Annotated in this window: 20 protein-coding genes; 10 read left to right on the plus strand and 10 right to left on the minus strand. The window is 54.9% G+C overall.

The features are described 5' to 3' along the window. Positions 1–116: 116 nt before the first annotated feature. Positions 117–359 carry a hypothetical protein gene (locus tag H9I52_RS12350; RefSeq protein WP_187454134.1) on the minus strand — a complete coding sequence of 81 codons (243 nt, stop codon included), beginning with the start codon at positions 357–359 and terminating at the stop codon, positions 117–119. A gap of 208 nt (positions 360–567) precedes the next feature. Here H9I52_RS12350 and H9I52_RS12355 point away from each other — a divergent pair, with 208 nt between their 5' ends. Continuing rightward, positions 568–1,041, plus strand: coding sequence for a hypothetical protein (locus tag H9I52_RS12355; RefSeq protein WP_187454135.1), 474 nt, complete (start codon positions 568–570; stop codon positions 1,039–1,041). Positions 1,042–1,193: 152 nt separating this feature from the next. Beyond that, the gene (locus tag H9I52_RS12360; protein WP_187454136.1) at positions 1,194–2,102 is read left to right on the plus strand and encodes a prohibitin family protein; all 909 of its coding nucleotides are present in this window, start codon (positions 1,194–1,196) and stop codon (positions 2,100–2,102) included. Between the two features lie 76 nt (positions 2,103–2,178). Here H9I52_RS12360 and H9I52_RS12365 read toward each other — a convergent pair whose 3' ends face one another. Both H9I52_RS12365 and H9I52_RS12370 read right to left on the minus strand, forming a co-directional pair. Then, entirely contained in the window at positions 2,179–3,507 is a 1,329-nt protein-coding gene (locus tag H9I52_RS12365; protein WP_139516275.1) for a RagB/SusD family nutrient uptake outer membrane protein, read from the minus strand. Between the two features lie 63 nt (positions 3,508–3,570). Further along, entirely contained in the window at positions 3,571–6,636 is a 3,066-nt protein-coding gene (locus H9I52_RS12370; protein ID WP_139516274.1) for a SusC/RagA family TonB-linked outer membrane protein, read from the minus strand. Positions 6,637–7,274: 638 nt separating this feature from the next. On the opposite strand from H9I52_RS12370, the gene H9I52_RS12375 reads away from it, so the two are divergent. Next, positions 7,275–8,447, plus strand: coding sequence for a ribonuclease D (locus H9I52_RS12375; RefSeq protein WP_139516273.1), 1,173 nt, complete (start codon positions 7,275–7,277; stop codon positions 8,445–8,447). A gap of 211 nt (positions 8,448–8,658) precedes the next feature. Here the strand turns inward: H9I52_RS12375 and aceA are convergent, their stop codons facing one another. Both aceA and aceB read right to left on the minus strand, forming a co-directional pair. Beyond that, the gene (gene aceA, locus H9I52_RS12380; RefSeq protein ID WP_187454137.1) at positions 8,659–9,942 is read right to left on the minus strand and encodes an isocitrate lyase; all 1,284 of its coding nucleotides are present in this window, start codon (positions 9,940–9,942) and stop codon (positions 8,659–8,661) included. Between the two features lie 167 nt (positions 9,943–10,109). Continuing rightward, positions 10,110–11,738, minus strand: a complete 1,629-nt coding sequence (gene aceB / locus H9I52_RS12385; protein WP_187454138.1) for a malate synthase A — start codon at positions 11,736–11,738, stop codon at positions 10,110–10,112. Between the two features lie 202 nt (positions 11,739–11,940). Here aceB and H9I52_RS12390 point away from each other — a divergent pair, with 202 nt between their 5' ends. Together H9I52_RS12390 and mltG are read left to right on the plus strand one after the other, a co-directional pair. Beyond that, positions 11,941–13,428, plus strand: coding sequence for a helix-turn-helix domain-containing protein (locus H9I52_RS12390; RefSeq protein ID WP_187454139.1), 1,488 nt, complete (start codon positions 11,941–11,943; stop codon positions 13,426–13,428). Between the two features lie 39 nt (positions 13,429–13,467). Beyond that, the gene (gene mltG / locus H9I52_RS12395) at positions 13,468–14,544 is read left to right on the plus strand and encodes an endolytic transglycosylase MltG (RefSeq protein ID WP_187454140.1); all 1,077 of its coding nucleotides are present in this window, start codon (positions 13,468–13,470) and stop codon (positions 14,542–14,544) included. Between the two features lie 34 nt (positions 14,545–14,578). Here mltG and H9I52_RS12400 read toward each other — a convergent pair whose 3' ends face one another. Continuing rightward, the gene (locus H9I52_RS12400; protein ID WP_187454141.1) at positions 14,579–16,036 is read right to left on the minus strand and encodes a hypothetical protein; all 1,458 of its coding nucleotides are present in this window, start codon (positions 16,034–16,036) and stop codon (positions 14,579–14,581) included. A 140-nt stretch (positions 16,037–16,176) separates the two neighbouring features. On the opposite strand from H9I52_RS12400, the gene dtd reads away from it, so the two are divergent. Both dtd and H9I52_RS12410 read left to right on the plus strand, forming a co-directional pair. Next, positions 16,177–16,626: a D-aminoacyl-tRNA deacylase gene (gene dtd, locus H9I52_RS12405; RefSeq protein WP_187454142.1), complete on the plus strand. Its 450-nt coding sequence runs from the start codon at positions 16,177–16,179 to the stop codon at positions 16,624–16,626. Between the two features lie 50 nt (positions 16,627–16,676). Then, positions 16,677–17,015 carry a nucleotide pyrophosphohydrolase gene (locus H9I52_RS12410; protein WP_187454143.1) on the plus strand — a complete coding sequence of 113 codons (339 nt, stop codon included), beginning with the start codon at positions 16,677–16,679 and terminating at the stop codon, positions 17,013–17,015. A gap of 25 nt (positions 17,016–17,040) precedes the next feature. Here H9I52_RS12410 and H9I52_RS12415 read toward each other — a convergent pair whose 3' ends face one another. Both H9I52_RS12415 and gcvT read right to left on the minus strand, forming a co-directional pair. Then, positions 17,041–17,763, minus strand: coding sequence for a 2-phosphosulfolactate phosphatase (locus tag H9I52_RS12415; protein WP_187454144.1), 723 nt, complete (start codon positions 17,761–17,763; stop codon positions 17,041–17,043). Positions 17,764–17,915: 152 nt separating this feature from the next. Continuing rightward, positions 17,916–19,016 carry a glycine cleavage system aminomethyltransferase GcvT gene (gene gcvT, locus H9I52_RS12420; RefSeq protein ID WP_187454145.1) on the minus strand — a complete coding sequence of 367 codons (1,101 nt, stop codon included), beginning with the start codon at positions 19,014–19,016 and terminating at the stop codon, positions 17,916–17,918. 225 nt (positions 19,017–19,241) lie between these two features. On the opposite strand from gcvT, the gene H9I52_RS12425 reads away from it, so the two are divergent. The 3 genes from H9I52_RS12425 (at position 19,242) to H9I52_RS12435 (ending at position 21,683) form a co-directional block, all read left to right on the plus strand. Next, on the plus strand, positions 19,242–19,604 hold the full coding sequence (locus tag H9I52_RS12425; RefSeq protein WP_187454146.1) for a CZB domain-containing protein: 363 nt from the start codon (positions 19,242–19,244) through the stop codon (positions 19,602–19,604). Positions 19,605–19,639: 35 nt separating this feature from the next. Continuing rightward, positions 19,640–21,172, plus strand: coding sequence for a sensor histidine kinase (locus H9I52_RS12430; RefSeq protein ID WP_187454147.1), 1,533 nt, complete (start codon positions 19,640–19,642; stop codon positions 21,170–21,172). Between the two features lie 67 nt (positions 21,173–21,239). Continuing rightward, positions 21,240–21,683, plus strand: coding sequence for a response regulator (locus H9I52_RS12435; RefSeq protein ID WP_139516261.1), 444 nt, complete (start codon positions 21,240–21,242; stop codon positions 21,681–21,683). 42 nt (positions 21,684–21,725) lie between these two features. Here the strand turns inward: H9I52_RS12435 and H9I52_RS12440 are convergent, their stop codons facing one another. Further along, the gene (locus tag H9I52_RS12440) at positions 21,726–22,301 is read right to left on the minus strand and encodes a ribonuclease HII (RefSeq protein ID WP_187454148.1); all 576 of its coding nucleotides are present in this window, start codon (positions 22,299–22,301) and stop codon (positions 21,726–21,728) included. A gap of 135 nt (positions 22,302–22,436) precedes the next feature. Further along, positions 22,437–22,691 carry a hypothetical protein gene (locus H9I52_RS12445; RefSeq protein ID WP_139516259.1) on the minus strand — a complete coding sequence of 85 codons (255 nt, stop codon included), beginning with the start codon at positions 22,689–22,691 and terminating at the stop codon, positions 22,437–22,439. Positions 22,692–22,965: the final 274 nt, after the last annotated feature.

Here is a 22,965-nt window from a genome sequence, read left to right on the forward strand (position 1 = left end):
AAACTGCTTTTGCTCCTATAAACCTTCCTAAATCACATCATGACCTGCGTCCACGAAAAAGCCCGTCGACAATACCGACGGGCTTTTTATAAAAGCCTATTAATCAATTACTTATGTTATTTGATTGGTTCTTTATCCTTTTCACGAATCTGGTAGAGTACGCTTTCCGCCACGCCGCGGCCAAACAACGAAATACCCGAATTGAAGACGCCCAAGGCCAGTGTGCCAGCGGCGACCCATTCGCCCGTGGGCGCACCTTTCTCTTTCAACCTAGTGGCCCACTGAATCAGGCAGGCACCGAAGCCAATCACTACCAAGCCGCTGGGGGCAAAAGCTAACCATTTGGTTTTGTGTGTCATAGGAATGTGGATTTAAGCTCAACAATGTATGGTACGCAGCAATAGAGAAGGTCGCCGAAGCCTTAGGCTTTCGCAAATGCGCACGCTTCCTCATCCTTTCCAATCGTACCTTTGCCACTTGGGGTTACGTTTTTGCCCGCCCATTCGACTTTTTTGCTGAGCCTCGCTGAAACTAAGCGACTCGCGCAATAATCATAACTAATTAATTATGAGCAACTTACATTACAAGGAGTTGTTGCAAATTGCTTTCTCAACGGAGGCTGAAGCGGCGTACTACCTCACCGACGCCGAAAAAGCAGCCTACATTACTTTTACCAAAGCGAGCGGCACGGAGCGGCCTTTCCGTTTTGAGCGAGTGCGCTTGGGTGTTGCGATGGCACTTATGAAGATGCTGGCCGACCTCGGCGACCACGAAGAAAGTCGCCATGTTCTCGATTTGCTGCACCGCGCGCTGGGTGCCCGTTCGGCTGCCGAGATCGACAACATCATCACGCGCGATGCCAAGCTGTTTGAGCGCCTTTTCACAAATCTTTACGTGAACGAAGATGGCGAGCAAGTGCTCCACCTTTTCGAGCGCACCCTCGACGCCGATACGCAACCTGCTATGGATGAAGTAATTGAGGATGCACTGGCGGTGGCCCAAGAGCTGGATTTTACGCGCGAGGAAGAAGACGAAGACTAGGCTAGCCCGGCCGCAACGCCAAGTTGCGGCCCAGAGCTTCAGAATGAAAGCTAAACCACTACCTTTTCGGCGTTTTCAGCCCTTGTTCACGCAAGCCTGACGCCCGGTTAGCCCGACCGCCGACCGTATCGGTTTACCTTTTATTCAGGGATATGACCCTCTTGTTTTTTGGCTTTGTACTGCTCATTCTGGGCTTCAACGCCGGCAAAATCTCTTACAACTTCGAGCGGTTTCGGGGTACGCTTCTGTTTGCCGGGCTTACCTTAATTGTATTAGGACTGGCCTTGAGCACTGTCGTACAGATAGATGCGGGCCAAGTGGGCGTCCAGACGCTCTTTGGAAAAGTACAGCCGCAGGTGTTGCCCAGCGGCCTTAACCTGATCAACCCGCTGACGGAAGTCACGCGTTTCGACACCCGCACCCAGAACTATACCATGTCGGCGCAGCATGGCGAGGGCCAGCAGTCCGGCGACGATGCCATCCGGGTGCTCTCGGCCGATGGGCTGGAGGTTGTCATCGACCTCACGGTGCTCTACCACGCTGTGCCCGACCGGACGCCGCAAATACTGGCCACCATCGGCGAAGATTATCAGGATAAAATCGTGCGGCCGATCACGCGCACCCGCATCCGCGACAACGCGGTGTACTACGATGCAGTAGCCCTGTACTCGACCCGCCGCGATGAATTTCAGACGCGCATTTACAATACCATCGAGAAGGATTTTCGCAAGAACGGGCTACAGCTCAACCAGTTGCTTATTCGTAACATTCAGCTGCCGGCATCGGTGAAGCGCAGCATCGAAAGCAAGATCTCCGCCGAACAGGACGCGCAGAAAATGCAGTTTGTGTTGCAGAAAGAGCGTCAGGAAGCCGACCGCAAGCGCATCGAGGCCCAAGGCATCGCCGATTACCAGAAGATCCTCAATGCGGAACTCAGCGACAAACTGCTGCAATACGAAATGATCAAAGCCAACAAAGAGATTGCCACCTCCCCCAACAGCAAAGTCATCATCATGGGAGGCGGACGTTCCACTCCGCAAGTGCTGCTCTCGGATAAATAATTGACTATCAACCATATATAAAAAAGGCCACCGCGATGCTCGCGGTGGCCTTTTTTTGTTGGTAAAATGGCCGGGCTTAGTAGCCTGGGTTTTGCTTCAGATTGGGGTTTACGTCCAATTCGCGCTGCGGAATCGGCAGCACCAATTGTGGCGAGTTATAGGGAAGCGTGCCAACGTTTTCCTTGTTGCGCTTTACGTCGTGGAGGCGGAAGCCCTCGAAGGCCAGCTCTCTGCGGCGCTCCAGCAGGATTTGCGGAAGCGTTACCGCAGTCAGCAGGGTAGCGCCGGCGCGAGCGCGAACCGTATTTACATCGGCCAGCGGCGTAGCACCTACGGGCGTCCCACCCGCGCGGAAGTTGCCTTCGGCGCGCACGAGGTACATTTCTGCCAAACGCATCACTTTAACGTTACCGTATTGCTGATCGAATTTCAGGGAGTAAGGCGCGTCGAAAAACTCGCCGCGCTCGTCCGTTGGTCCGTACAGGTCGAGGTGCGGTTGCAGCACCTCGATATCACCGCGCTGCGAGCCCGAGAAGTACGAGTTCAGGTTGTCGGTGGTGTTGTCCTGCGAGGTTACCTGCATTGCGAAAACGTCTTCCGAGGTGTTGGTCGTCGTGGTAAACTCATCGGCATAGGAGCTTACCAGCGAGTAACGTCCCGAAGCAATGACGCGGTTAGCAGCAGCGGCAGCATCGGCGAAGCGGCTTTGCTGCAAATACACGCGAGCCAGCATACCAGCGGCGGAAGCTTTGGTAGCAAAGAAGCCGTTGGAAGCCGGAATTTTAGCTTCGGCATCCTGAAAGTCCTTTATTACCTGAGCATAGACTTCGGCCACCGTATTGCGTGGCACCTGCACAGAAGCGTCAAGCTGCTTGGTTGGAGTCAGTACCAACGGCACACCTAGGTTAGACTGTGGACTGCCATCGTTCCAGTCTTTGCCAAACAAACGAACCAGCTCAAAGTGCATGGCTGCGCGCAGGAACTTGGCTTCGCCTTCTACGCGGTCTTTACGTGAAGCAGTAACCTTGTCAAGATTAGCCAACACGTTGTTGGCAATGTTGATGGTGTTGTAAGCATTGTTCCAAACGCCGGCCACAAACGAATTGTTGACCAACACCGATTTCTGGAAGAACTGACGCGGCTGCACGTACGTGCCCACAAAGTCAATTTCGCCGTTATCGGCCAGCAATTCCGAAATGAAGGGGATGTTGCCCACGTACAAATCATTGTCGCTGAGGCCGTCGTAAGCGCCTACCAATGCTGCTTCCACATCGGCGGATGTATTGAGGGCATTGGCAGCGTCTATGGAGTCCTTGGGGTTGATGTCCAGCTTTTTGTCGCAGCTGGCCAGCGGTACCGTTAGCAGCAGCGAGGCTACCGCTAGAGAATGAAATATCTTCTTCATGTTATCGATTCGAAGTAGAAAGTGTCAGAACACGTTGATTTCTGGCAAAAGTCCGACGGACTTTTAGAAACCAATGTTGACGCCAATCGTGTAAGTTTTGGCCTGCGGAGCCGAGTAGAAATCGTTTCCTTGCGAAATGTTGCCAGCCAGATAGTCGGCATTCACTTCGGGGTCCCAGCCTTTGTAATCCGTAAACGTCAGCAGGTTCACACCGCTCACGTAAATGCGAGTAGACTGGAGGTGCGCGGCCTTAACAAGCGAAGAAGGCAGATTGTAGCCCAGCGTCACGGTCTTGAGGCGAACGTAGGAGCCGTCAGAGATGTAACGCGACGATTCGCCTACCCCCGCCGTACCGTTGGGGTCAAAGAATACGGGCTTGGGCACGTTGGTGATATCACCAGGCTTCCGCCAACGCTTCAACTGATCCTTGGTCTGGTTGTCGTAGCCGTTGCTGGCGTTAGCCGACTGGAATTTGCCACCGCCATCGTAGATGTCGTTGCCGAATACACCTTGGAAGGTAAAGCTGAAGTCGATGCCCTTAAAGCCGAAGGTGTTGGTTACACCACCCGTCCACTTGGGGTTAGGGTTACCGATGATTACGCGCTGAGCGGCGTCGTAATCGTTGGTCTTGGTGCGGTCGAGGCTGCCATCGGCATTCGGGGTGTTCAGATAAAACAGGGCGTCACCGTTAGCAGGATCTACGCCGGCATATTCCTTACCGAAGAATACACCGATAGGCTGGCCTTCAACAGCACGGTTTAGGAAGCCGCCCTCAATCACCTGTCCTTGTAAGTTGGTGATTTTGTTGCGGTTAGTAGAAGCGTTGATGCTGGTATTCCAAGTGAAAGCACCTTCTAGGTTGCGCGTGTTCACTACGAATTCAGCGCCTTTGTTATTCAGGTTACCAACGTTGCGGAACTGACGCGTAAAACCGCTGGTAGCAGGCACGTTTACGAACAGGGCCAAATCTTTCGTTTTCTTCTGGTAGATATCTACCTCACCGCTGATGCGGCCACCCAAGAAGCCAAATTCCAGACCGGCGTCCGCCTGAGCAGTGGTTTCCCATTTCAGATCAGGGTTACCGATCTGCGTAGGAGCCTGACCGGGGACTCCGGCGTAGGCAGCTGGGCCATACAGGTTGCGCGACACAAAGTCACCGAAGTCTTGGTTACCCGTGATGCCGTAGCTGACGCGAGGCTTCAGGAAAGACAGGATAGTTTGGTCTTTCATAAAGTCTTCCTCCGTGATCACCCAACCTACTGAAGCAGCTGGGAAATAGCCATAGCGCTTGTTCACCCCAAAACGCGACGAACCATCGGCGCGGAAGCTTGCGCTAACCAAGTACTTGTTGGCAAAAGCATAGTTTACGCGGCCGAAGTAAGACAGCAAAGCGCTGCTTGTTTCGTTCGTAGAGCCGGCATTAATAATGGCCGCACCTGAGATCTTGGTGTAGGCATCGCTGGGAAACTGCTGACCCGATACGCTGCTTGTCTTAAGCTTACGCTCTTCGTAAGCCATACCACCAACGACTTCGAGCGAGTGATTCTCGGCGAAAGTCTTGCGGTAAGTGAGGTAGTTGTTGGTCGTATAGCGGCCGTTGATTACGCGACGGTTGAAAGCATCGCCGTTGTTGGGGCCGCTGTTGCGGTACGTGATCCGGCCATAATAGGCATCCTCATCCTGGTTCAACAGGTCGATTCCTAGTTCGCTGCGGAATGTCAAGCCAGGTACAAATTCGTATTGGGCAAATGCGTTGCCTAGGCTGCGGTACGTAGTAGCTACGTAGCTCTGGCCGATGTAGCTCAGGATCGGGTTGTAGTAAACCGGATAGTTGATGTTGGGCAAGCCGGTAGCCAGATCGAGAGCGCCGCTGGCTAGGCCAGTACGTGGGTCGATCAGCGGCGTGATGGGCGACAGCGCCACTATCTGAATAGGTGTGCTGAAAGCGTTGTCGTTCGAAATACGGTTGTTGCGCGTACGGCTCAAGCCAAAGTTCAAGCCCATGGTCAGGCGTTCAGTTGCCTTATGGTCGAGGTTTACCCGAGCACTGATCTTCTCAAACTTGTTGCCGATAATAATGCCTTTCTGGTCGCTGTAAAGACCAGACACGAAGTAGCGAGTCTTATCATTGCCACCGCTCGTGCTCAGGTCGTACTGGCTGAAGGGAGCACGCTGGAAAGCTTCTTTCTGCCAATCAACGTTGACAGCACCGGTTTTGTAGTCGTCGTTGCCAGCCGAGTAACGGCGTAGGCGAGCCTCAACGGTGTTAGCTAGGTACGAAGCGCTGCGGTTTGCACCGGCCTCACGGATGAGCTCTACGTATTCTTGGGCATTCAAGAAATCCTTGAGGTGGGTAGGCTCACTTAGGCCTGTTTGGTAGCCTAAAGTGAAGTTTGTTCCACCGGCCTTACCACGCTTGGTGGTAATCAGCACAACACCGTTAGATGCCCGCGAACCGTAAATAGCTGAGGCTGAGGCATCTTTCAGAATGCTGATGCTCTCAATATCGTTTGGGTTCAGGTCGGCAATCGGGTTGGTTGCAGCAGAAGTACCCGATTGGTTTTCCGAAATGATCGGAATGCCGTCTACAACGTACAGCGGCTGCGTGCCACCGCTCACGGAGCTTGTTCCGCGCACCCGCACTTTGATGCCTTGGCCCAGCTTGCCGCTGCTATTTTCGATAAAAACGCCGGCTGCTTTGCCCTGGATGGCTTGCTCGAAGCTCGGTACGGGTGCGTTCTGCACCTCACGTCCCGACACTTGCGTGATAGCACCCGTCAAGTCAGCTTTCGATTGGGTACCATAACCTACCACGACTGCTTCGCTGAGCAGTACGTCGTTGGTCTTTAAAGTAATGTCGACGGTCGAACGATTGCCGACCACAACGTTTTGGGTAGTGTACCCAATTGAGCTTACTACTAAGGTTGCATTAGGCTGAACAGTGAGCGAAAACTCGCCGCTAGCGTTGGTGCTGGCGCCGTTGGTAGTGCCTTTCTCCAGCACTGTTACCCCAGGCAGTCCAGAACCATCGGCTCCGGTTACGTGACCACTTACTGTCCTGGTCTGGGCCCACGCCGCTGTCGCCAGCAACAGGAACCACACAAGGGTGAGTAGAAATTTTTGTTTCATTAGAGGTTGACCCACTGGGCCGGTTAGAGTGAAAAATGCCGGACTGAGATTTTAATACAAAACAGAATGAATGTTTTGCATCCTGACCGGTAAAACAAGAGAGTGTCGGCCTAAAGCTGCAACTGGCCGACTACAAATTAAATTAAAAGCAGGTTTGATGGTTTAACCTAGCTAAATAAAATAAGATATAACTAAGGTTAAATAGGAGGTTTCACTAGTTACAAATAGTCGAAAAGCAGCCTTATGCAACAGAAAGGCACTTTTTCAACAACAATACTTTAGACAAAACAGGGAAATAATTTATTTCAAATCGAAGGCTCATCTGGCCGTAAAATCCAGTGCAAACGTTTCTTGAATAATCGCTTATAGCTATGCGCTGATGCTGAATTAGCTTGCATCCAAGCAAATCCGGCACGGTCAGCAACCGTGTAGCTGTAAATTCAAGGAGCGGTTTGCAGAGGGTTGAGCTACTTAAATAAGTGACTGCGCGGGCTCCATTTGTACTCAGCCCATGGCTTAATGGGATGCAACACGAACCCGATTGCATTCTCCCGCCGTAACTGCATACCTTTACCCTCACAGAACCTTCTGCGTCCAGCCGCTTTCAACAGCCTTTTTTCTGCAGTTCCTCTTATTTAATGGCTAATATTCAATACCTAACGACGCCCGCTGCTATTGAGCACGTTGCCGGAATTTTAGGCTCTAAACCGCGTTTAGGAGTTGATTTAGAGTTCGACGACATGCGCCACCGCTACGGGCGCAACTTGGCTTTAATTCAGATTTTCGACGGCACTGAAGTTTACCTTCTCGATCCTATTCCGCTTACCAACCCGGCCCACGAGCTGGAGCCAATTTGGGCTTTGTTGCGCAACCCGGCTATCGAGAAGGTATTTCACAGCTGCAAATCCGACATTCTGCTGCTCGATGAGCTATTCGGCGTGCATGTGCGCACCATTACCGATACCAGCGTGCAGTATACCTTACTGGGCGAATCGGACAACAACATTTCCCTGGGCCGCCTAATACAGAGCGAGTTAGGAATTGAAGTAGATAAGGGCGAACAGAAATCCAACTGGCTGAAGCGCCCGCTTACCGAAGCACAGAAGCTGTATGCAGCCAACGACGTGCTGTATTTGTTTGAGCTAGCCGACCGCCTCAGCGAAAAGCTAGCTGCCCTGGGCCGCACGCAGTGGGCCAACGAAGAAAATGCAGCGCTCGAAGACGTTCGTTATACTCGCGACGAACGCCCATACCTGCGGATTGCGGGCAAATACCGCATTCAGCCCAACGAGCTACCGTTGTTCCGCGATTTGTATCTGCTTCGCGATCAGTTGGCTAAGGAGCTGGACAGGCCGCCCTATATGGTTTTTGCCAACGACCGCTTGTCGGAGCTGGTGCGCGATACGCCCCGCAGCGCCAACGATTGGAAGGCCGCCCGCGGCTTGCACCCGGAGCTGAAGCGCATGCCCTACCTCGACCAACTGGCGGCGCTTTCGCCCGATAATTTCGTTGCGGTTCCCGAGCCCACCCCGCCTGCCGAGCAGCGCCGTTTTCCGTTCCGCCGACGCCTCAACGGCGACAAAGCGGCTCGGGCCGATGCCCGCGAGCAACTTCTGCTTACGCTGAAGACGCACATTACCAACGACATAAACGGCTACGTAGCCAACTTAGTGCTTTCCAACCGCTTGGTGGCCGATATCATCGAGTTGGGTGCCGAGCAAGTGTTGCGGCCGTGGCAGAAAACCATTCTGCGCGAAACCGCCGAGCGCCACAACCTAGATTATGGTTCGTTGGCAGATCCGTTTGTTTGAACCACGGCTTGGGGCCGAGGAGCCGGGTTTCACGGATCTTGCAGAAGATTCGGCTCATTCTATAAGCGCTTGATAACCATATATTTATAAAAAGCCCGCTGTATATGCAGCGGGCTTTTTTGCTGTTCAAGTCTTATCAAAGGACATGAGCGAAGAACCCAAAACGTCCACAAAATCCGTGAAATCCAACTCCCCCGCCCCAAGCCGCGGTTCAGGTAGAAAATTGTGCTTCTTCCGTAGAGCCAACCAACGCGGCAGTGCTGGCTTTGCCGGCTGAAACTACATGCTGAACGGCATCGAAATAGCCCGTACCGACAAATGCCTGGTGCTTTACGGCTTTGAAACCGTGCTTTTGCAGAGCAAACTCCCGTTCCTGAAGCTCGGAATAGCCCGCCATACCGCGGTCGCGGTAAGCCTGTGCCAACTCGAACATGCTCGTATTGAGCGCATGAAAGCCTGCCAACGTGATAAATTGAAATTTGTAGCCCATTGCGGCTAGCTCTTCCCGGAAGGTTTCCATTTGCTCTTTGCTCAGCTTTGACGCCCAATTGAAAGACGGTGAGCAATTGTAAGCCAGCAACTTACCGGGATATTTGGCGTGAATGCCTTCGGCAAATTCGCGTGCCTGCTGCAAATCGGGGTGCGACGTTTCCATCCAGATCAGGTCGGCGTAGGGTGCGTAAGCCAGCCCCCGCGCAATGCAGGCTTCGACGCCCGGCCGAACGCGGTAGAAACCTTCGCTGGTGCGGGTAGCGTCGATGACAAAAGGCAGATCGCGCTCGTCGATGTCCGAAGTCAGGAGGTCGGCGGCGTCGGCATCGGTGCGGGCTACGATGAGCGTGGGGACGTCCAGTACATCGGCAGCCAAGCGGGCCGCAATCAATTTATTTACAGCCTCTTGCGTAGGCACTAGCACTTTGCCGCCGAGGTGGCCGCATTTTTTGGCCGACGAAAGCTGATCTTCAAAATGCACGCCCGCGGCCCCGGCTTCGATCATCATTTTCATCAACTCAAACGCGTTGAGATTGCCTCCAAAGCCCGCTTCCGCATCGGCCACAATGGGCACCAACCAATGCACATTGCCGTCGCCGGTCAGGGTCTGGATCTGATCGGCGCGGAGCAGGGCGTTGTTGATGCGCCGCACCACGTTGGGTACGCTGTCCGAAGGATACAGGCTTTGATCTGGGTACATCTGGCCGGCGAGGTTGGCGTCGGCCGCTACCTGCCAGCCACTGAGGTAGATGGCGTTGAGGCCGGCCTGCACTTCCTGCACCGCCTGATTGCCGGTCAGGGCCCCTAACCCAGCCACATACGGCTCCGAATGCAGTAATCGCCACAGCCGCTCGGCTCCTTGGCGGGCCAGCGAATACTCAATCCTGACAGAGCCTTGCAGCTTCACTACGTCTTCGGGAGCGTATGGCCGCTCAATTCCAGACCAGCGTGGATTATGGGACCAGTCGTGCGCAATAGCGGCGATTCGTTCGTGCTTGTTCATGAGGAAATGAAGTTGAGGTTGATTTAGTTGTAAATCACAAATATTTCACAATCAATTATTTATATTAAATAACGTATCTAAATCAAAGACAATAGTCGACCGTTAGACATAAAGCCTGTCAGAAAAAAGCCGGAAAAACATGACCGGAAGATGCCTCCGAATGCGGCTTACCCTAGTTGCTCGTAGGCCGGCAGCGTCAGGAATTCCGTGAACTGCGGATTGACCACCAACTGGTCGAACAGCCGGGCGGCTTGCTCGTAATGGCCCATATCGTAGCGGGCCTCCCCTACCAGATCGCGGATTTTGTGCAGCTGACCGGGCACAAGCGAACGGTACAGCTCCACCGTTACGGGGCGGCCGTCGGCGAGCCTCGTATTAGGTGTATGAATCCATTGCCACACCTGCGCCCGCGAGATTTCGGCCGTTGCGGCGTCTTCCATCAGGTTGTAGATGGGTACGCAGCCGTTGCCGCCCAACCACGCTTCGAGGTACTGGATGGCCACATCAATGTTGAGCTTCAGGCCTTCTTCGGTGATGCGGCCTTCGGGTGCCCGCACCAGATCGGCAGCGGTTACATGCACGTCTTCGCGCTTGCGATCAATTTGGTTGGCGCTGGTCATCAGCTCATTAAACACGCCCAGCGCCACCGGCACCAACCCCGGATGTGCGACCCAGGTGCCGTCGTGGCCGTTTTGGGCCTCGCGCACCTTGTCCTGCCTGACTTTTTCCAGCGCGGCTTCGTTGGCTTCAGGGTTATCTTTGATGGGAATTTGAGCGGCCATGCCCCCGATGGCGTGCACGCCGCGGCGGTGGCAAGTCTGAATGACGAGCTGTGAGTAAGCCGCCATAAAGGGCACCGTCATGGTGACGTCGGCGCGGTTGGGCAAGCGAAACTCCGGCTTCGCACCAAGCCGCTTGATGTAGGAGAAAATATAATCCCAACGGCCGCAGTTCAGGCCCGCGGAATGTTCGCGCAGCTCATATAGGATCTCATTGAGTTCAAACGCCGCCGGCAACGTCTCGATTAGCACCGTGGCTTTGATTACGCATTTCGGCATTTTCAGCGACCACTGCGCGAAGCCAAACACGTCGTTCCAGAGCCGCGCTTCGAGGTGGCTCTCGATTTTGGGCAGGTAATAGTAAGGTCCGCTACCGCGAGCGCACAACTCGTGGGCGTTATGGAAAAAGTAAAGGCCAAAATCAAACAGCGAAGCGCTAATGGGCTCGCCATCCACAAGCACATGACGCTCAAGCAGATGCCAGCCACGCGGCCGCACCATCAGCACGGCGGTTTCGTCGTTGAGCTTATATTCTTTGGTGGGCGTGCTGAGCGAGATCGTGCGCCGGACAGCATCGCGCAGGTTGCGCTGCCCTTCGATCACATTGCTCCACGTGGGGCAGTTAGAATCCTCCAGATCGGCCATGAATACTTTGGCGCCCGAGTTCATCGCGTTGATGATCATCTTGCGGTCCGTAGGGCCCGTAATTTCTACCCGCCGGTCCAGCAAGTCTTTCGGCACGGGCGATACAGTCCATTCCTTATCTCGAATCAGCTGAGTTTCAGGCAGGAAATCAGGCAGCACGCCGGCTTCAAATTGCTGCTGCCGCAACGTACGCCGTGCCAACAGCTGCTTGCGCGTACCATCAAAACGTCGGTGCAGCTCGGCAATAAAAGCGAGCGCCGAGGGCGTCAGAATCTCCGCAAACTCGGAAGTGAACTCACCCAGCACTTTCACCCGATCAGGCGTAAGGTATTTGGGCTTTGGAACTAGCGTGTGGGGTTCGGCAAACTTCATAGCGCTGAGGGTTAGGGTGATAGAAGCTGTATAACCAAATATATAACAGCGAATATTTATTAACAAGCGAATTTTCGCTAATAATTATTAATCGCTGTTTCAACGTAGATTTGCAGGATTTTTTATCCGTCTTTCGTGTTGACTTGACGAAATCCTAGTTCTTTGTGGACTTCCTCATGCTTCGCCCTTTCTATTGCTGCATATGCTAAGTCACGGTCAGGTTGTCCGGTTAATATTTGGACTAAAACTGCGCGAACTGCGCCAGGAACGTGGTTTTACGCCGGCCGAGCTGGCTCGCGCCTGCGATGTTTCGGTTTCGTATCTCAACGAGATTGAGAAAGGAAAAAAATACCCCAAAGCCGATAAGATCCTGAGCCTCAGCAAGGTGCTGGGTGTGACGTATGATCAGCTTACCTCACTGACCCTAAGCCGTCGCCTAGCGCCTATCTCTGAATTGCTCCAGTCGGATTTGCTGAAGGAGTTTCCGCTGGAGATGTTTGGGCTCGACCCCACACGCATCGTGGAGCTGATTGCCGACGCGCCGGCCAAGATGAATGCCTTCATCAGCACCCTTTTTGAGATCGCCCGCAACTACGAAATGCGGCAGGAAAACTTCTTTCTGGCAGCGCTGCGCTCGTACCAGGAGATGTGCGACAACTATTTTGAGGAGCTGGAGCAGGACGTGCGCACCTTCACCGTCGAGCAAAACATCACGACCACTGCCCCTTTCGACACCACACAGTTGGAACGGGTGCTGGTAGAAAAGTACGGCTATAAGCTGGACCGCGAAACACTGGGGCAATACACCAATCTGGGGCGTTTGCGCTCGGTATACCAGCCCAAAACCAGATGCCTACTGCTCAGGCCGGGCCTTTCGGGTACGCAGCAAGCGTTTGTGTTGGGCCGCGAGGTGGCGTTTAACTACTTGAACCTCAAGGAGCGGCCTTATGTAAACGCCAACTTTCCCATTCGCTCCTTCGACGAAGTGCTCAATAACTTCAAGGCTTCCTATTTCGCCGGCGCGTTGCTGATGGAGGAAGAAACGCTGGTGCGGGACTTGCAGAAGTTTTTCGCCAACAAAAAATGGGCGCCCACGCAGCTGCTGGATTTGATTACTAAGTATGATGTGTCGCCGGAGATGTTTATGCAGCGCGTCACCAACCTGCTGCCGCGGCATTTTGGGTTGCAAAGCATGTTTTTTCTGCGTTTCGACCAAGCAACGGCCGCCAACGATTTCGTGCTGACCAAGGAGCTGCACATTTCACGCTTGCACAATCCGCACGGCAACGAACTCCACGAGCATTATTGCCGCCGCTGGATTTCGCTGCGCCTGATTCAGGAGCTGCGCCAACAGCCGGCTACTACCGGCCCCAACATTGCGCTGGGCGCCCAGCATTCGCGCTATTACGGCACCAATAACGAATACCTCTGCCTTACCCTGGCCCGCGCTCGCACCGCCACCGAACCAGCCGTAAGCGTGACTGTTGGCTTGCTGTGCGATGACGCTCTGCGTCAGAAGGTTAAGTTCATCAGTGATCCGGCCATTCCGCTGAAAGTAGTGAACGAAACCTGCGAGCGCTGCCCCATTCCCGACTGCGAAGTGCGCTCGGCGCCGCCTGTTGAAATAGAGCGCCAAGAGCGACAGTTGGAACTGGAAGAAGCTGTCGCGGCTTTGGTAAACGGCGATTAACGCCGCCAACCGCTTTTTTGCCGACTCAAATTTCAGGGAATGCCTCAAGTTTTGCGCCCCAAATCGTCTTCTGCTCGCCTGCGTCGCCGTGTTATCAAAGCGCTGTTGCTGGTGGTGCTGCTCGTGGGCGCGATTGCGCTGTATGGGGCATGGCGCGTGCTGTGGAAACCCAATGTAACGCCTTCTCCGTTCGGGCCGGCGTACCTGTACATCCGCACCGGCGCTTCGTTTGACGACGTCATGCAATCCATTGAGCGCCAAGACTTATTGCTTGAACCCGAAACATTTTTCTGGCTGGCGCAACAACGCGATTACCCGCAGCACGTTCGGCCGGGCCGTTATTTGCTGAACTTCGAAGAGAGCAATTCTGACTTAGTCAGTAAACTTCTGGCTGGTCAGCAGGATACCGTTGATTTTACGCTGGATGCGTTCAAATACAAGCCCCAACTGGCTCGCCAGATCGCACGACAACTCGAAACCGATTCGGGGAGCTTGCGCCAGCTGCTGCAAGACAATACCTTTCTACAGCAACGGTATCAGCTGGACACTACGACTATATTAACGCTCTTTCTACCAGGCGCTTACAAACTAGTCTGGAATACGTCGGCGCGGCAGTTTCTCGATTCGGCGGCGGCCATGCACCGGCGCTTCTGGACGCCTTTACGGCGCCAACGTGCCGACTCGCTGGGGCTTTCGCCTACTCAAGTGCATGTATTGGCCAGCATTGTGCAGCGCGAAACCGCCAAGCCCGAAGACAAACCGCTAATCGCGGGCGTGTACCTCAATCGGCTGCGCACGGGCATGCGTTTGCAAGCCGACCCAACGTTGCTTTGGGCCATCGGCAACTTCGGCGTGAAACGTGTGCTGAACAAGGACAAGCTGGTCGATTCGCCCTATAACACCTACAAAAACAAGGGATTACCGCCGGGGCCCATCACGTCGGCCAACCGCCAGAGCCTCGACGCGGTGCTTAAGCCAACGGCGCACAAATACTTTTTCTTCTGCGCCCGCCCCGACCACAGCGGCTTTTCCGACTTCGCCGAAACTTTCGCCATTCACAAGCAGAATGCGAGGAAATATCAGCACATGCTGGACAGTTTGAAGATCAAACGATAACACACAACATATTGATAATCAATATGTTGTGTGCTCAGAGCTGCAACAGCCGCAGTTGTAGCGAATCCTGCTTGGCGGCTCGCTGGATGGCGAGGGTTTCTTCGTAGCCTAAGCCCGTGAACTCGGAGTGCTCCAAAAAAAGCAAGGGCGAGGTTAAGATGGGCTCTGACCAAGCCGCGACCGGCTTTTGCTTGCGAAGGCCTTGGAAGTGCCGGATACCAGCGACGCGCCAATACGCATCGAGCAGCACGTAGCGGTAGCCGCGCTTGTACAGGGGCGCCACTTGCCGCTCATGCGTGATGACGATTACAGAGTCGGGCGCTACGTACGGGACAATCTGTTGGCCGACCGTGCTGACAAGTCCTTCGGCTTTATGTGCCTTCAGCCAAGCCGCCGCTTTTGGGTAATTGCTTGGTGTATAGGCATATACTTCGCGCTGAATACGAAAGAGGTTAAGCGCCACAGCTAGCAGAACAGCCACCAGTTTGATCACCAACCGCGTGCGAGTAAGACGCAATAAACATAGATACGCCAGCACGGCAAAGAGGCCGTACGCAAACAGCAGCCCCCGCGGCGCCTTCAACAGCAACGACATCCCGCCCAACAGGCAGTACGCCCACACGGCCAAGTAAACCAGCAGATTGGGGCGGCGCAGGCCCGTCCAGATCTCGCGCCCGAACACCAACGGGAAAAACACAATCCCGAGCAGCAACGGCAGCTCAAAGTCGATTAGGAACCAGAAGTAGTAGAGCAGGTCCAGCCGCACGTTGCCTGTACGCCCCGCCGCGTTGATGGCCGACGGGAACAGAACAGCATAATACGTTGCTGGCCAACGGTATATGGGTAGCCCAGCGGCCCAGCCCAGCAAACCCAGCACCAGGTAAGGCGAGGCCAGGATCAACAACAGCCGCCACAGGTTTTTCTGCCGCAACAGCAGCTTATCGTTGCACAGCAGCTCCAAAACCGCCAAAATCGGCAGCGTCAGCAGGAATTTATAGTTCACGCACAACCCGAGTGCCAGCCAGACGCCGGCTTTGAGCAACGCACTTTGCGAAGGCTCTGTAAATCGTTGATAGTAAGTACGCAGCAAGCCTACAAATACCAATAGACTCAGGGAGCCCATGGTAAAGTCGCGGGATGAAAAAGTGGGGAATACCGCCGTGCCCACAAGCAGCGCCATCAGGGCCAAATCGGGTCCTTGCAAGTCCAGTTCGCGCCCGATAAATGCTACCAGCCAGCCAACTGCCAGCACCGAAATCAGCACGTTGAGGTACTGGAACCAATGAAAATCGGGGTGCAGAGCCGCCACCGGCGCAAACACGATGAAAAATCCGGGGCTGGCGTGGTGAAACAAGTTCTGGAGTCGGCCTTGCGCTATCTCATGGACAATCTGCCAGTTACGCACCGAATCGTAGTCGGGCAACGATGCCTGCGGCAGCTTGTACAGGCGCACGACCATGACCAGGAGCAGCGCCGTCCAGAGCCAGAACAAGGAGTTTGTTGTTAGTTTGTCGTTTCCCGCGGCCTGCATTGCTATTTTGCCCGCTTGTAAGGCGTTGCGAAGTATAAAAAGAGCTGTCCCACTCACGCGTTGCAGAGCCGACGCGTGCTTCTTCCCTCCAAATATCCTGTATGCGAGTCGTTATTCAACGCGTCAGCGAAGCAAGTGTCACCGTTGAAGGCCGCATCACGGGCCATATTGGCCCGGGGCTGCTGGTTCTGGCCGGCTTTTCTCCCGACGACGACACCCGCTCCCTCGACTGGATTGCCCGCAAGCTGGTGCAACTCCGCATCTTCGGGGATGCGGAAGGCAAAATGAACCGCAGCGTGCAGGATGTGGGCGGCCAGGTGCTGGTAGTCAGCCAGTTTACGCTGCTGGCCGACGCCCGCAAGGGCAACCGCCCCAGCTACATCGGGGCTGCGCCGCCGCCGGTGGCCATTCCGCTCTATCAGCAGTTTGTGCAGATGCTGGAAACCTTGCTGGGTCAACCAGTACCGACCGGCGAGTTTGGCGCCGACATGAAGGTGAGCTTGCTCAACGACGGGCCCGTGACCATTGTACTGGACTCGCCATCAGCTTGAGATTTAGCATACAACATATTGATAATCAAGTATTTACCAATACAGGTTTTATGACCATCCAAGAAGCTCAACAGACTGTCGATCAGTGGATTACGACCACTGGAGTTCGTTATTTCAACGAGCTTACCAACATGGCTATTCTCACGGAAGAAGTGGGCGAAGTGGCGCGCATCATTTCCCGGCAGTACGGCGAGCAGTCGTTTAAGGCCTCTGACCGCGATCGGGTTCTGGGCGATGAGTTGGCCGACGTGCTGTTCGTGGTGATTTGTCTGGCCAACCAAACCGGAGTGGATCTGACGGAGGCGCTCGAACGCAACCTTGCCAAGAAAACCATCCGTGACGCCGACCGCCACCGCAACAACGACAAGCTCAAAAGCGCGGAAGGCTAAACCAGCCTCTACCCAGCTTAGGCGCTTATTTTTCGGCCACCACCAAGCGCCCGTCATGCCAGATTGGGACAAGGTTGTATTCGTTCAGCCGGACGCAAAATTCCATGTCTTGATTGGCTTCCAGACTGTTGAGGCGGCGGACGTGGGACGACTGGAGCAGATACCCCGCCAGATCGGGCTTTGCTTGTTGCCAGAGGTGGTGCGCCGCCAGCGTCGCGTCGCTGCTTGTTACGTCGAAGTCGGCTTGTAGCAATTCGGCCAGGGCACCGCCAAAAACGGTATCCTCCAGGTTAAATTTTCCCTTCCAGCCCGCGCACACGACCACAGCATCCTTTCCGGTGCGCCGCAAAAACGCCGCAACGGCTTCCAGATTCAGAAAAGCGCCCAGAATGACGGCATCAGCGCTGAGTGAGCGGTGAATGGCCGTGGTGCCATTGGTGGTGGTAATGGCCACGGCGCGCCCCCGCACTGCCACCACGCCGTCTAGATAGCCAAAGGGCGAGTTGCCCAAATCAAAGCCTTCCGCCTGCCGGCCGTCGCGCTCCGCAGCGGTGAGGTGGCCTTGCTCCAAGCCGAGGCGCCGGCAATCGTCCAGCTCGCTGACCGGCACAATGTGCGTCACGCCCGCCGCAAACGCCGTAACCATAGAAGAGGTAGCGCGCAGAATATCAACGACTACCGCTACGCGACCGCGCAAGTCATAGAGCGGCAATAGCTCCGGCGTGAAGCAAATATCAAGAGAAGGCATCTGGGGTATCAAGAGATGAGTCTATAAAAATGTCCGTCATCCGGAGCGTGAGCCAAAGACCTCTATTGCAGTGAATACTGCGTGTATAGAAGTCCTTCGCTCACGCTCCGGATGACGGACTTGGTACAACAGCTGCACCCTTATGATTTTGGTTATTCCGTGCCTTTTACAAAAGGCAGCTTGGTGACAGTGGCAGGCAGGTTTTTGCCGCGTACCTGCACAAAAATCTGGCTACCGGGTTGGCTGTACTCAGTTTTTACATAGCCTAAGCCTACGCCTTTGCTTAGGGAAGGCGATTGGGTGCCGGAAGTTACCTCGCCAATCGGCTCGCCGGCCTCGTTGACCAACGGATAATGGCTGCGTGGAATGCCGCCGGAGTCCATCAGAAAACCAACCAGTTTGCGGCTAACGCCCTGTTCCTTCTGCTGTTTGATGGCGGCCGAATTGGTAAATTCTTTGGTGAACTTCGTGATCCAGCCCAAGCCGCCTTCCAGCGGCGACGTGGTATCGTCGATGTCGTTGCCGTAGAGGCAATACCCCATTTCCAGACGCAAGGTGTCGCGGGCGCCCAAACCTATCGGCTTGATACCGAACTTTTTACCAGCCAGCATTACTTTATCCCACACCTCACGCGCCGATTTGTTGGGCACGTACAGCTCAAAGCCACCGGCACCAGTATAGCCTGTAGCTGAAATGATTACGTCTTCGGCACCGGCAAAGGTGCCTTGCACGAAGGAGTAATACGGAATGCTCTTCAGGTCAACATCGGTGAGGCTTTGAAGGGCGTCAATTGCTTTCGGGCCTTGCACCGCAAACAGGCTGATCTGGTCTGAAATGTTTTCCATTTCGGCACCTTGCGTGTTGTGTTGGCTGATCCAGTTCCAGTCCTTTTCAATGTTCGAGGCGTTGACGACCAGCAGGTAATCGTTTTCGGCCAGTCGGTACACCAACAAGTCGTCGACGATGCCGCCCTCGTTGTTGGGCAGACACGAATACTGGGCCTTGCCGTCGGTGAGCTTGCTGGCGTCGTTGCTGGTCACGCGCTGAATCAGGTCCAGCGCCTGCGGGCCGCGCACCCGAAACTCGCCCATGTGCGACACGTCAAAAATGCCTACCGCCCGGCGCACCGTGTGGTGCTCGTCGAGGTCGGAGGAATACCGCACGGGCATGTTATACCCCGCAAACGGCACCATTTTGGCGCCCAATTGCTGGTGCAAATCGTTGAGGGTAACAGTTTTGAGTTCTTCGGCCATGGGTGGGACTAAGGGTTGGTGAGAAATTATGGCCGGCCGCCGGGCAGTAGATCTCTACCTTTGCGCCTAGGTTTCGGTTTGTGACTGGCCATTCAAGAAGGGCGAAATTAGCCAATAAAACCGGGTGTGCGACGCCACCCTTTTTACGAATAAGCATTGCTTCCCGTGGACTAGATCTTTTGCCGGATCGTTTCGCCGGTTGCTCCGTATAGCTTCGTAGCTACTATGAACGAAGAGTTACAACAAGAATTTCGCACAGTATCGGTTAAGCATTTACTGTTCAAATCGAAGCTGCGCTCTTTCCTATATGGCGCCAACATTGACGAGGAGCCCATCCGCAGCCCGGAGATTTGCGCTTTCGGCCAATGGATTCATAATGAGGCACTTATAAAATACAGTCATTTGCCGGAAAGCCGCCAGCTCGATCGGGTGCACCGTGAAATTCATCGCGTGGCCAACCGCCTCATGGATCTGCGCTTGCAAGGCCAAACCGAGCAGGCCATTGATGGCTTGCTGGAAGTAGATGCACTGGCTGACCAACTGACGGATTTGTTGCGCCTGATGCAGCAAAAACTCGCGCAGGCGTAGTAACCCTTGTTGCGCCGCGCCGTTGTAGTTGCTGCATGAAGCTCAAGCTTTCTACCAAACTTTTTGCTGGCTTTTTAGCCATTTCGGTGCTGTTTACGGCGGTTGTGGCCATCAATTACCAGCTTTCGCGGCAGGTGCTGCGCAACTCGCAGCGGGTGGCGCAGTCGCAGAACGTGACGGCGGAAGCCACTACGCTCCTGCGCAGCATCGTCGATATGGAATCGGGCTTTCGGGGCTACCTGCTGATCGGCAACGAAGCGGTGCTGGTGCCTTATTACGAGGGCGAACGCACCCTGCTGACCAGCTTCAATCACTTGCGCAGCCTGCTCGACAAAGAAGACCCGCAGTACGCGCGCATCGTGCGGGCGCAGCACCTGTACCAGCAATGGACAGCGTACTCCCACCTGCTCATCAGCGAAAAACGGGAGGCGCGGTTTCGCGACAAAAACCAGATCGCCATGGACGGCCTGGAGCACCGCAACCTGGCGGAAGACCTAACAGGCAAACGCCTTATCGATCAGATTCGGGTGCTTTTCAATGCTTTCGACCGCGAAGAGCTGACCTCACGCGACAAACAGCGCGCAAAGCTGGCGTCCAGCATTCAGCAAACTCGTTATATCTCAATTGTTATAACCTTGATTACCACAGTATTAGGATTAACGTGGGCTATCTATATTGTCCGGCTTATTTCCCGGCGCATCGACACCATGGTGGCACTGGCCACGCGCATTGCCGATGGCGAGTACACTACCCGCATGCACGATTCGGAAGAAGACGAGCTCAGTGCCCTAACGCTGTCGCTGAACACGATGTCGCGCACCATCGGACGCACCATCAACCAATTGGAGCAGCGCAATAAGGAGCTGGACCAGTTTGCCTACGTTGTGTCGCACGACTTAAAAGCACCGCTGCGCGGCATTGAGAGTGCTTCGCGCTGGATTGAAGAAGACATGGGCAGCGACGTGCCGGAAGCGATTCAGGAGTTTTTGAAGCTGATGCGCGTGCGCGTGCAGCGGATGGAGCACCTGATCAGCGGAATTCTGGAGCTGGCTCGCGTGGGGCGCGTCACGCAGGTTGCGGAGCGGGTAAATGTGCGGGAATTGCTGCACGAAATCATCGATTCGCTGGCGCCGCCCGAGGGCTTTCAAATAATGCTTCCCTCCTACCTGCCCACGCTTTCGACCACGCGCGTGCAGCTTCAGCAGGTGTTCACCAACCTTATCAGCAACGCCATCAAGTACCACGAGCGCCCCGAAACCGGCGTGGTGCGCATCAAATGTCGGGAAGATCGGCAGCAGTATGTATTCTCGGTTTCGGACAACGGCCCTGGCATTGCCCCTGAGTATCACGACCGCATTTTCGTCATTTTTCAGACCCTAACGGAACGCGACACTTTCGAAAGCACGGGCATTGGGCTGACCATCGTCAAGAAGATTGTGGAGCAGCACGGGGGCACCATTCGGGTTGAATCGGCGGAAGGACAGGGCGCCACCTTCACTTTTACCTGGGCTAAAGAACACGGCGGCGCCCTAGATCTGCGGCCCCAACAGCCGTTGTCCGCAGCCTAACCCGGCCAAAAGCCGTATAGGCCAAAAGCGTATCCTATTCCGGCCGCCTTCGTTTTTCCTTTCACTCATGGCAACCGACGTTTCTCAACCCAGCATTTTGCTCGTCGAAGACGACCAAATGGACATTATGAACGTGCAGCGTGAGTTGCGCAAGCATGACATCGCCGTACCGCTACACATCGCTCGCAACGGCCGCGACGCCCTCAATTTGCTGCGTGGCGAAGCGGGCCAAGACAAAATCACCAAGCCCAGCGTGGTCATGCTGGACATTAACATGCCCCGTATGAACGGGCTTGAGCTGCTCGAAACCCTGCGCTCCGACCCCGAGTTTGTGGGTCTGAATGTATTTATCATGACCACCTCCGACCTTGAAACCGAGCGCATGAAAGCGCAGGAGTTGGCTGTGAGCGGCTACATCATTAAGCCGCTTAGCTTCGACAAGTTTGGCGAAGGCGCTACTACAGTCGATGGGTTTAGTCTTTTCCTGGACTTGCTGCAACTGAAGAATTAGCTGCTAGTCAAAAGGCAACTATTCCATAATCACTTAGTTAATCTATAGCAGCCGAAAACCTATCCGGTGATGTTCTGTGGGGCCGTGCTTACGGATAGCGTCGCGGTGCTGCGCCGTCGGGTAGCCGGCGTTCTGCTCCCAATGGTACTGCGGATACTCGGCGGCTAGCTCCCGCATACGTTCGTCGCGGAAGGTTTTGGCCAACACGGAGGCCGCAGCAATGTGGCGAAAGCGGCCATCGCCGCCAATCATACACGTGTGTTCGATGCCCGCGTACGGCTTAAACCGGTTGCCATCGACCAGCAAATGAGTGGGCACGACCGGCAAAGCCGCCACGGCGCGGTGCATTGCTAAGTAGCTGGCCTGCGCAATGTTGATGCTGGCGATTTCGTCGGGCGATGCTTCGGCGACGGCCCAAGCAATGGCCTCCCGGCAGACTTCGCCGCGCATATGTTCGCGTCGCTTGGCCGTCATCTGTTTGGAATCGTTGAGGTAGGCGGGCGCAAAATCGGGGGGCAAAATGACAGCTGCCGCAAATACGGGTCCGGCTAGGCAGCCGCGCCCCGCCTCGTCAATGCCAGCCTCCAGCGCTTGGCCGGTGTAAGAAGAAAGTAGCATGGCCCCAAAAATACCGCTCGCGCCCGACTATGCCGTAAGCCGAAACGCGGAACGGCCGTCCCGGTAGCAAGGCAGGCTACCGGGACGGCCGTTATCGTATTGATTTAAAAGATGTTCCGATTTGGAACGCAGTTTCTATTTGTGGCTTCCTGCAGTGCTGCCACTCAGGTCGGTTGGGTCATTGGCGCCGCGACGCTGGCCTTGCTTGTCAAGGGGGCCTTGTCCGCGGTCTATTTCGTCTTCCTCGTCAGACGTAGTGTACACATTGGTGATTGGGCCGAGGCCACCGGTTTTGGCTTGCAGCTCGGCTTCGGCCTGCGCGTGCTTGAGGTTGAAAAGCGGATCGCCGGGTTGCTGTGGAGCGGACTGTTTTTTTGGTTGGTTTGCCATAGAATATTCCGAACCGGCCGGGAAGTGAGCAGCCGGTTAAGAGAATGTTACGGCAGCGATAAGATTGGGGTTGGAACAAAACCTTGGCCTTTACTTGCTCACCTGTTGGCCGTCAGTGCGTTAGTGCATACAAACAAAAAAGCCGTTGTTTTACACAACGGCCTTTTTCTGTGCGTCGGGGTTGATTATTCATCCACCCTACTCCTAACTTCCACCCGACGCCACGCTGGAAGGTCCTTCCTTTCCATATTCCCTACCAGCGCTGGTACTTTTG

Source organism: Hymenobacter sp. BT491 (assembly GCF_014349165.1).
Lineage (GTDB): Bacteria > Bacteroidota > Bacteroidia > Cytophagales > Hymenobacteraceae > Hymenobacter > Hymenobacter jejuensis.

Coding starts and splice junctions, on each gene's coding strand:
- H9I52_RS12350 (WP_187454134.1), bottom strand. CDS start 359: ATGACACACAAAACCAAATGGTTAGCTTTTGCCCCCAGCGGCTTGGTA.
- H9I52_RS12355 (WP_187454135.1), top strand. CDS start 568: ATGAGCAACTTACATTACAAGGAGTTGTTGCAAATTGCTTTCTCAACG.
- H9I52_RS12360 (WP_187454136.1), top strand. CDS start 1,194: ATGACCCTCTTGTTTTTTGGCTTTGTACTGCTCATTCTGGGCTTCAAC.
- H9I52_RS12365 (WP_139516275.1), bottom strand. CDS start 3,507: ATGAAGAAGATATTTCATTCTCTAGCGGTAGCCTCGCTGCTGCTAACG.
- H9I52_RS12370 (WP_139516274.1), bottom strand. CDS start 6,636: ATGAAACAAAAATTTCTACTCACCCTTGTGTGGTTCCTGTTGCTGGCG.
- H9I52_RS12375 (WP_139516273.1), top strand. CDS start 7,275: ATGGCTAATATTCAATACCTAACGACGCCCGCTGCTATTGAGCACGTT.
- aceA (WP_187454137.1), bottom strand. CDS start 9,942: ATGAACAAGCACGAACGAATCGCCGCTATTGCGCACGACTGGTCCCAT.
- aceB (WP_187454138.1), bottom strand. CDS start 11,738: ATGAAGTTTGCCGAACCCCACACGCTAGTTCCAAAGCCCAAATACCTT.
- H9I52_RS12390 (WP_187454139.1), top strand. CDS start 11,941: ATGCTAAGTCACGGTCAGGTTGTCCGGTTAATATTTGGACTAAAACTG.
- mltG (WP_187454140.1), top strand. CDS start 13,468: ATGCCTCAAGTTTTGCGCCCCAAATCGTCTTCTGCTCGCCTGCGTCGC.
- dtd (WP_187454142.1), top strand. CDS start 16,177: ATGCGAGTCGTTATTCAACGCGTCAGCGAAGCAAGTGTCACCGTTGAA.
- H9I52_RS12410 (WP_187454143.1), top strand. CDS start 16,677: ATGACCATCCAAGAAGCTCAACAGACTGTCGATCAGTGGATTACGACC.
- H9I52_RS12415 (WP_187454144.1), bottom strand. CDS start 17,763: ATGCCTTCTCTTGATATTTGCTTCACGCCGGAGCTATTGCCGCTCTAT.
- gcvT (WP_187454145.1), bottom strand. CDS start 19,016: ATGGCCGAAGAACTCAAAACTGTTACCCTCAACGATTTGCACCAGCAA.
- H9I52_RS12425 (WP_187454146.1), top strand. CDS start 19,242: ATGAACGAAGAGTTACAACAAGAATTTCGCACAGTATCGGTTAAGCAT.
- H9I52_RS12430 (WP_187454147.1), top strand. CDS start 19,640: ATGAAGCTCAAGCTTTCTACCAAACTTTTTGCTGGCTTTTTAGCCATT.
- H9I52_RS12435 (WP_139516261.1), top strand. CDS start 21,240: ATGGCAACCGACGTTTCTCAACCCAGCATTTTGCTCGTCGAAGACGAC.
- H9I52_RS12440 (WP_187454148.1), bottom strand. CDS start 22,301: ATGCTACTTTCTTCTTACACCGGCCAAGCGCTGGAGGCTGGCATTGAC.
- H9I52_RS12445 (WP_139516259.1), bottom strand. CDS start 22,691: ATGGCAAACCAACCAAAAAAACAGTCCGCTCCACAGCAACCCGGCGAT.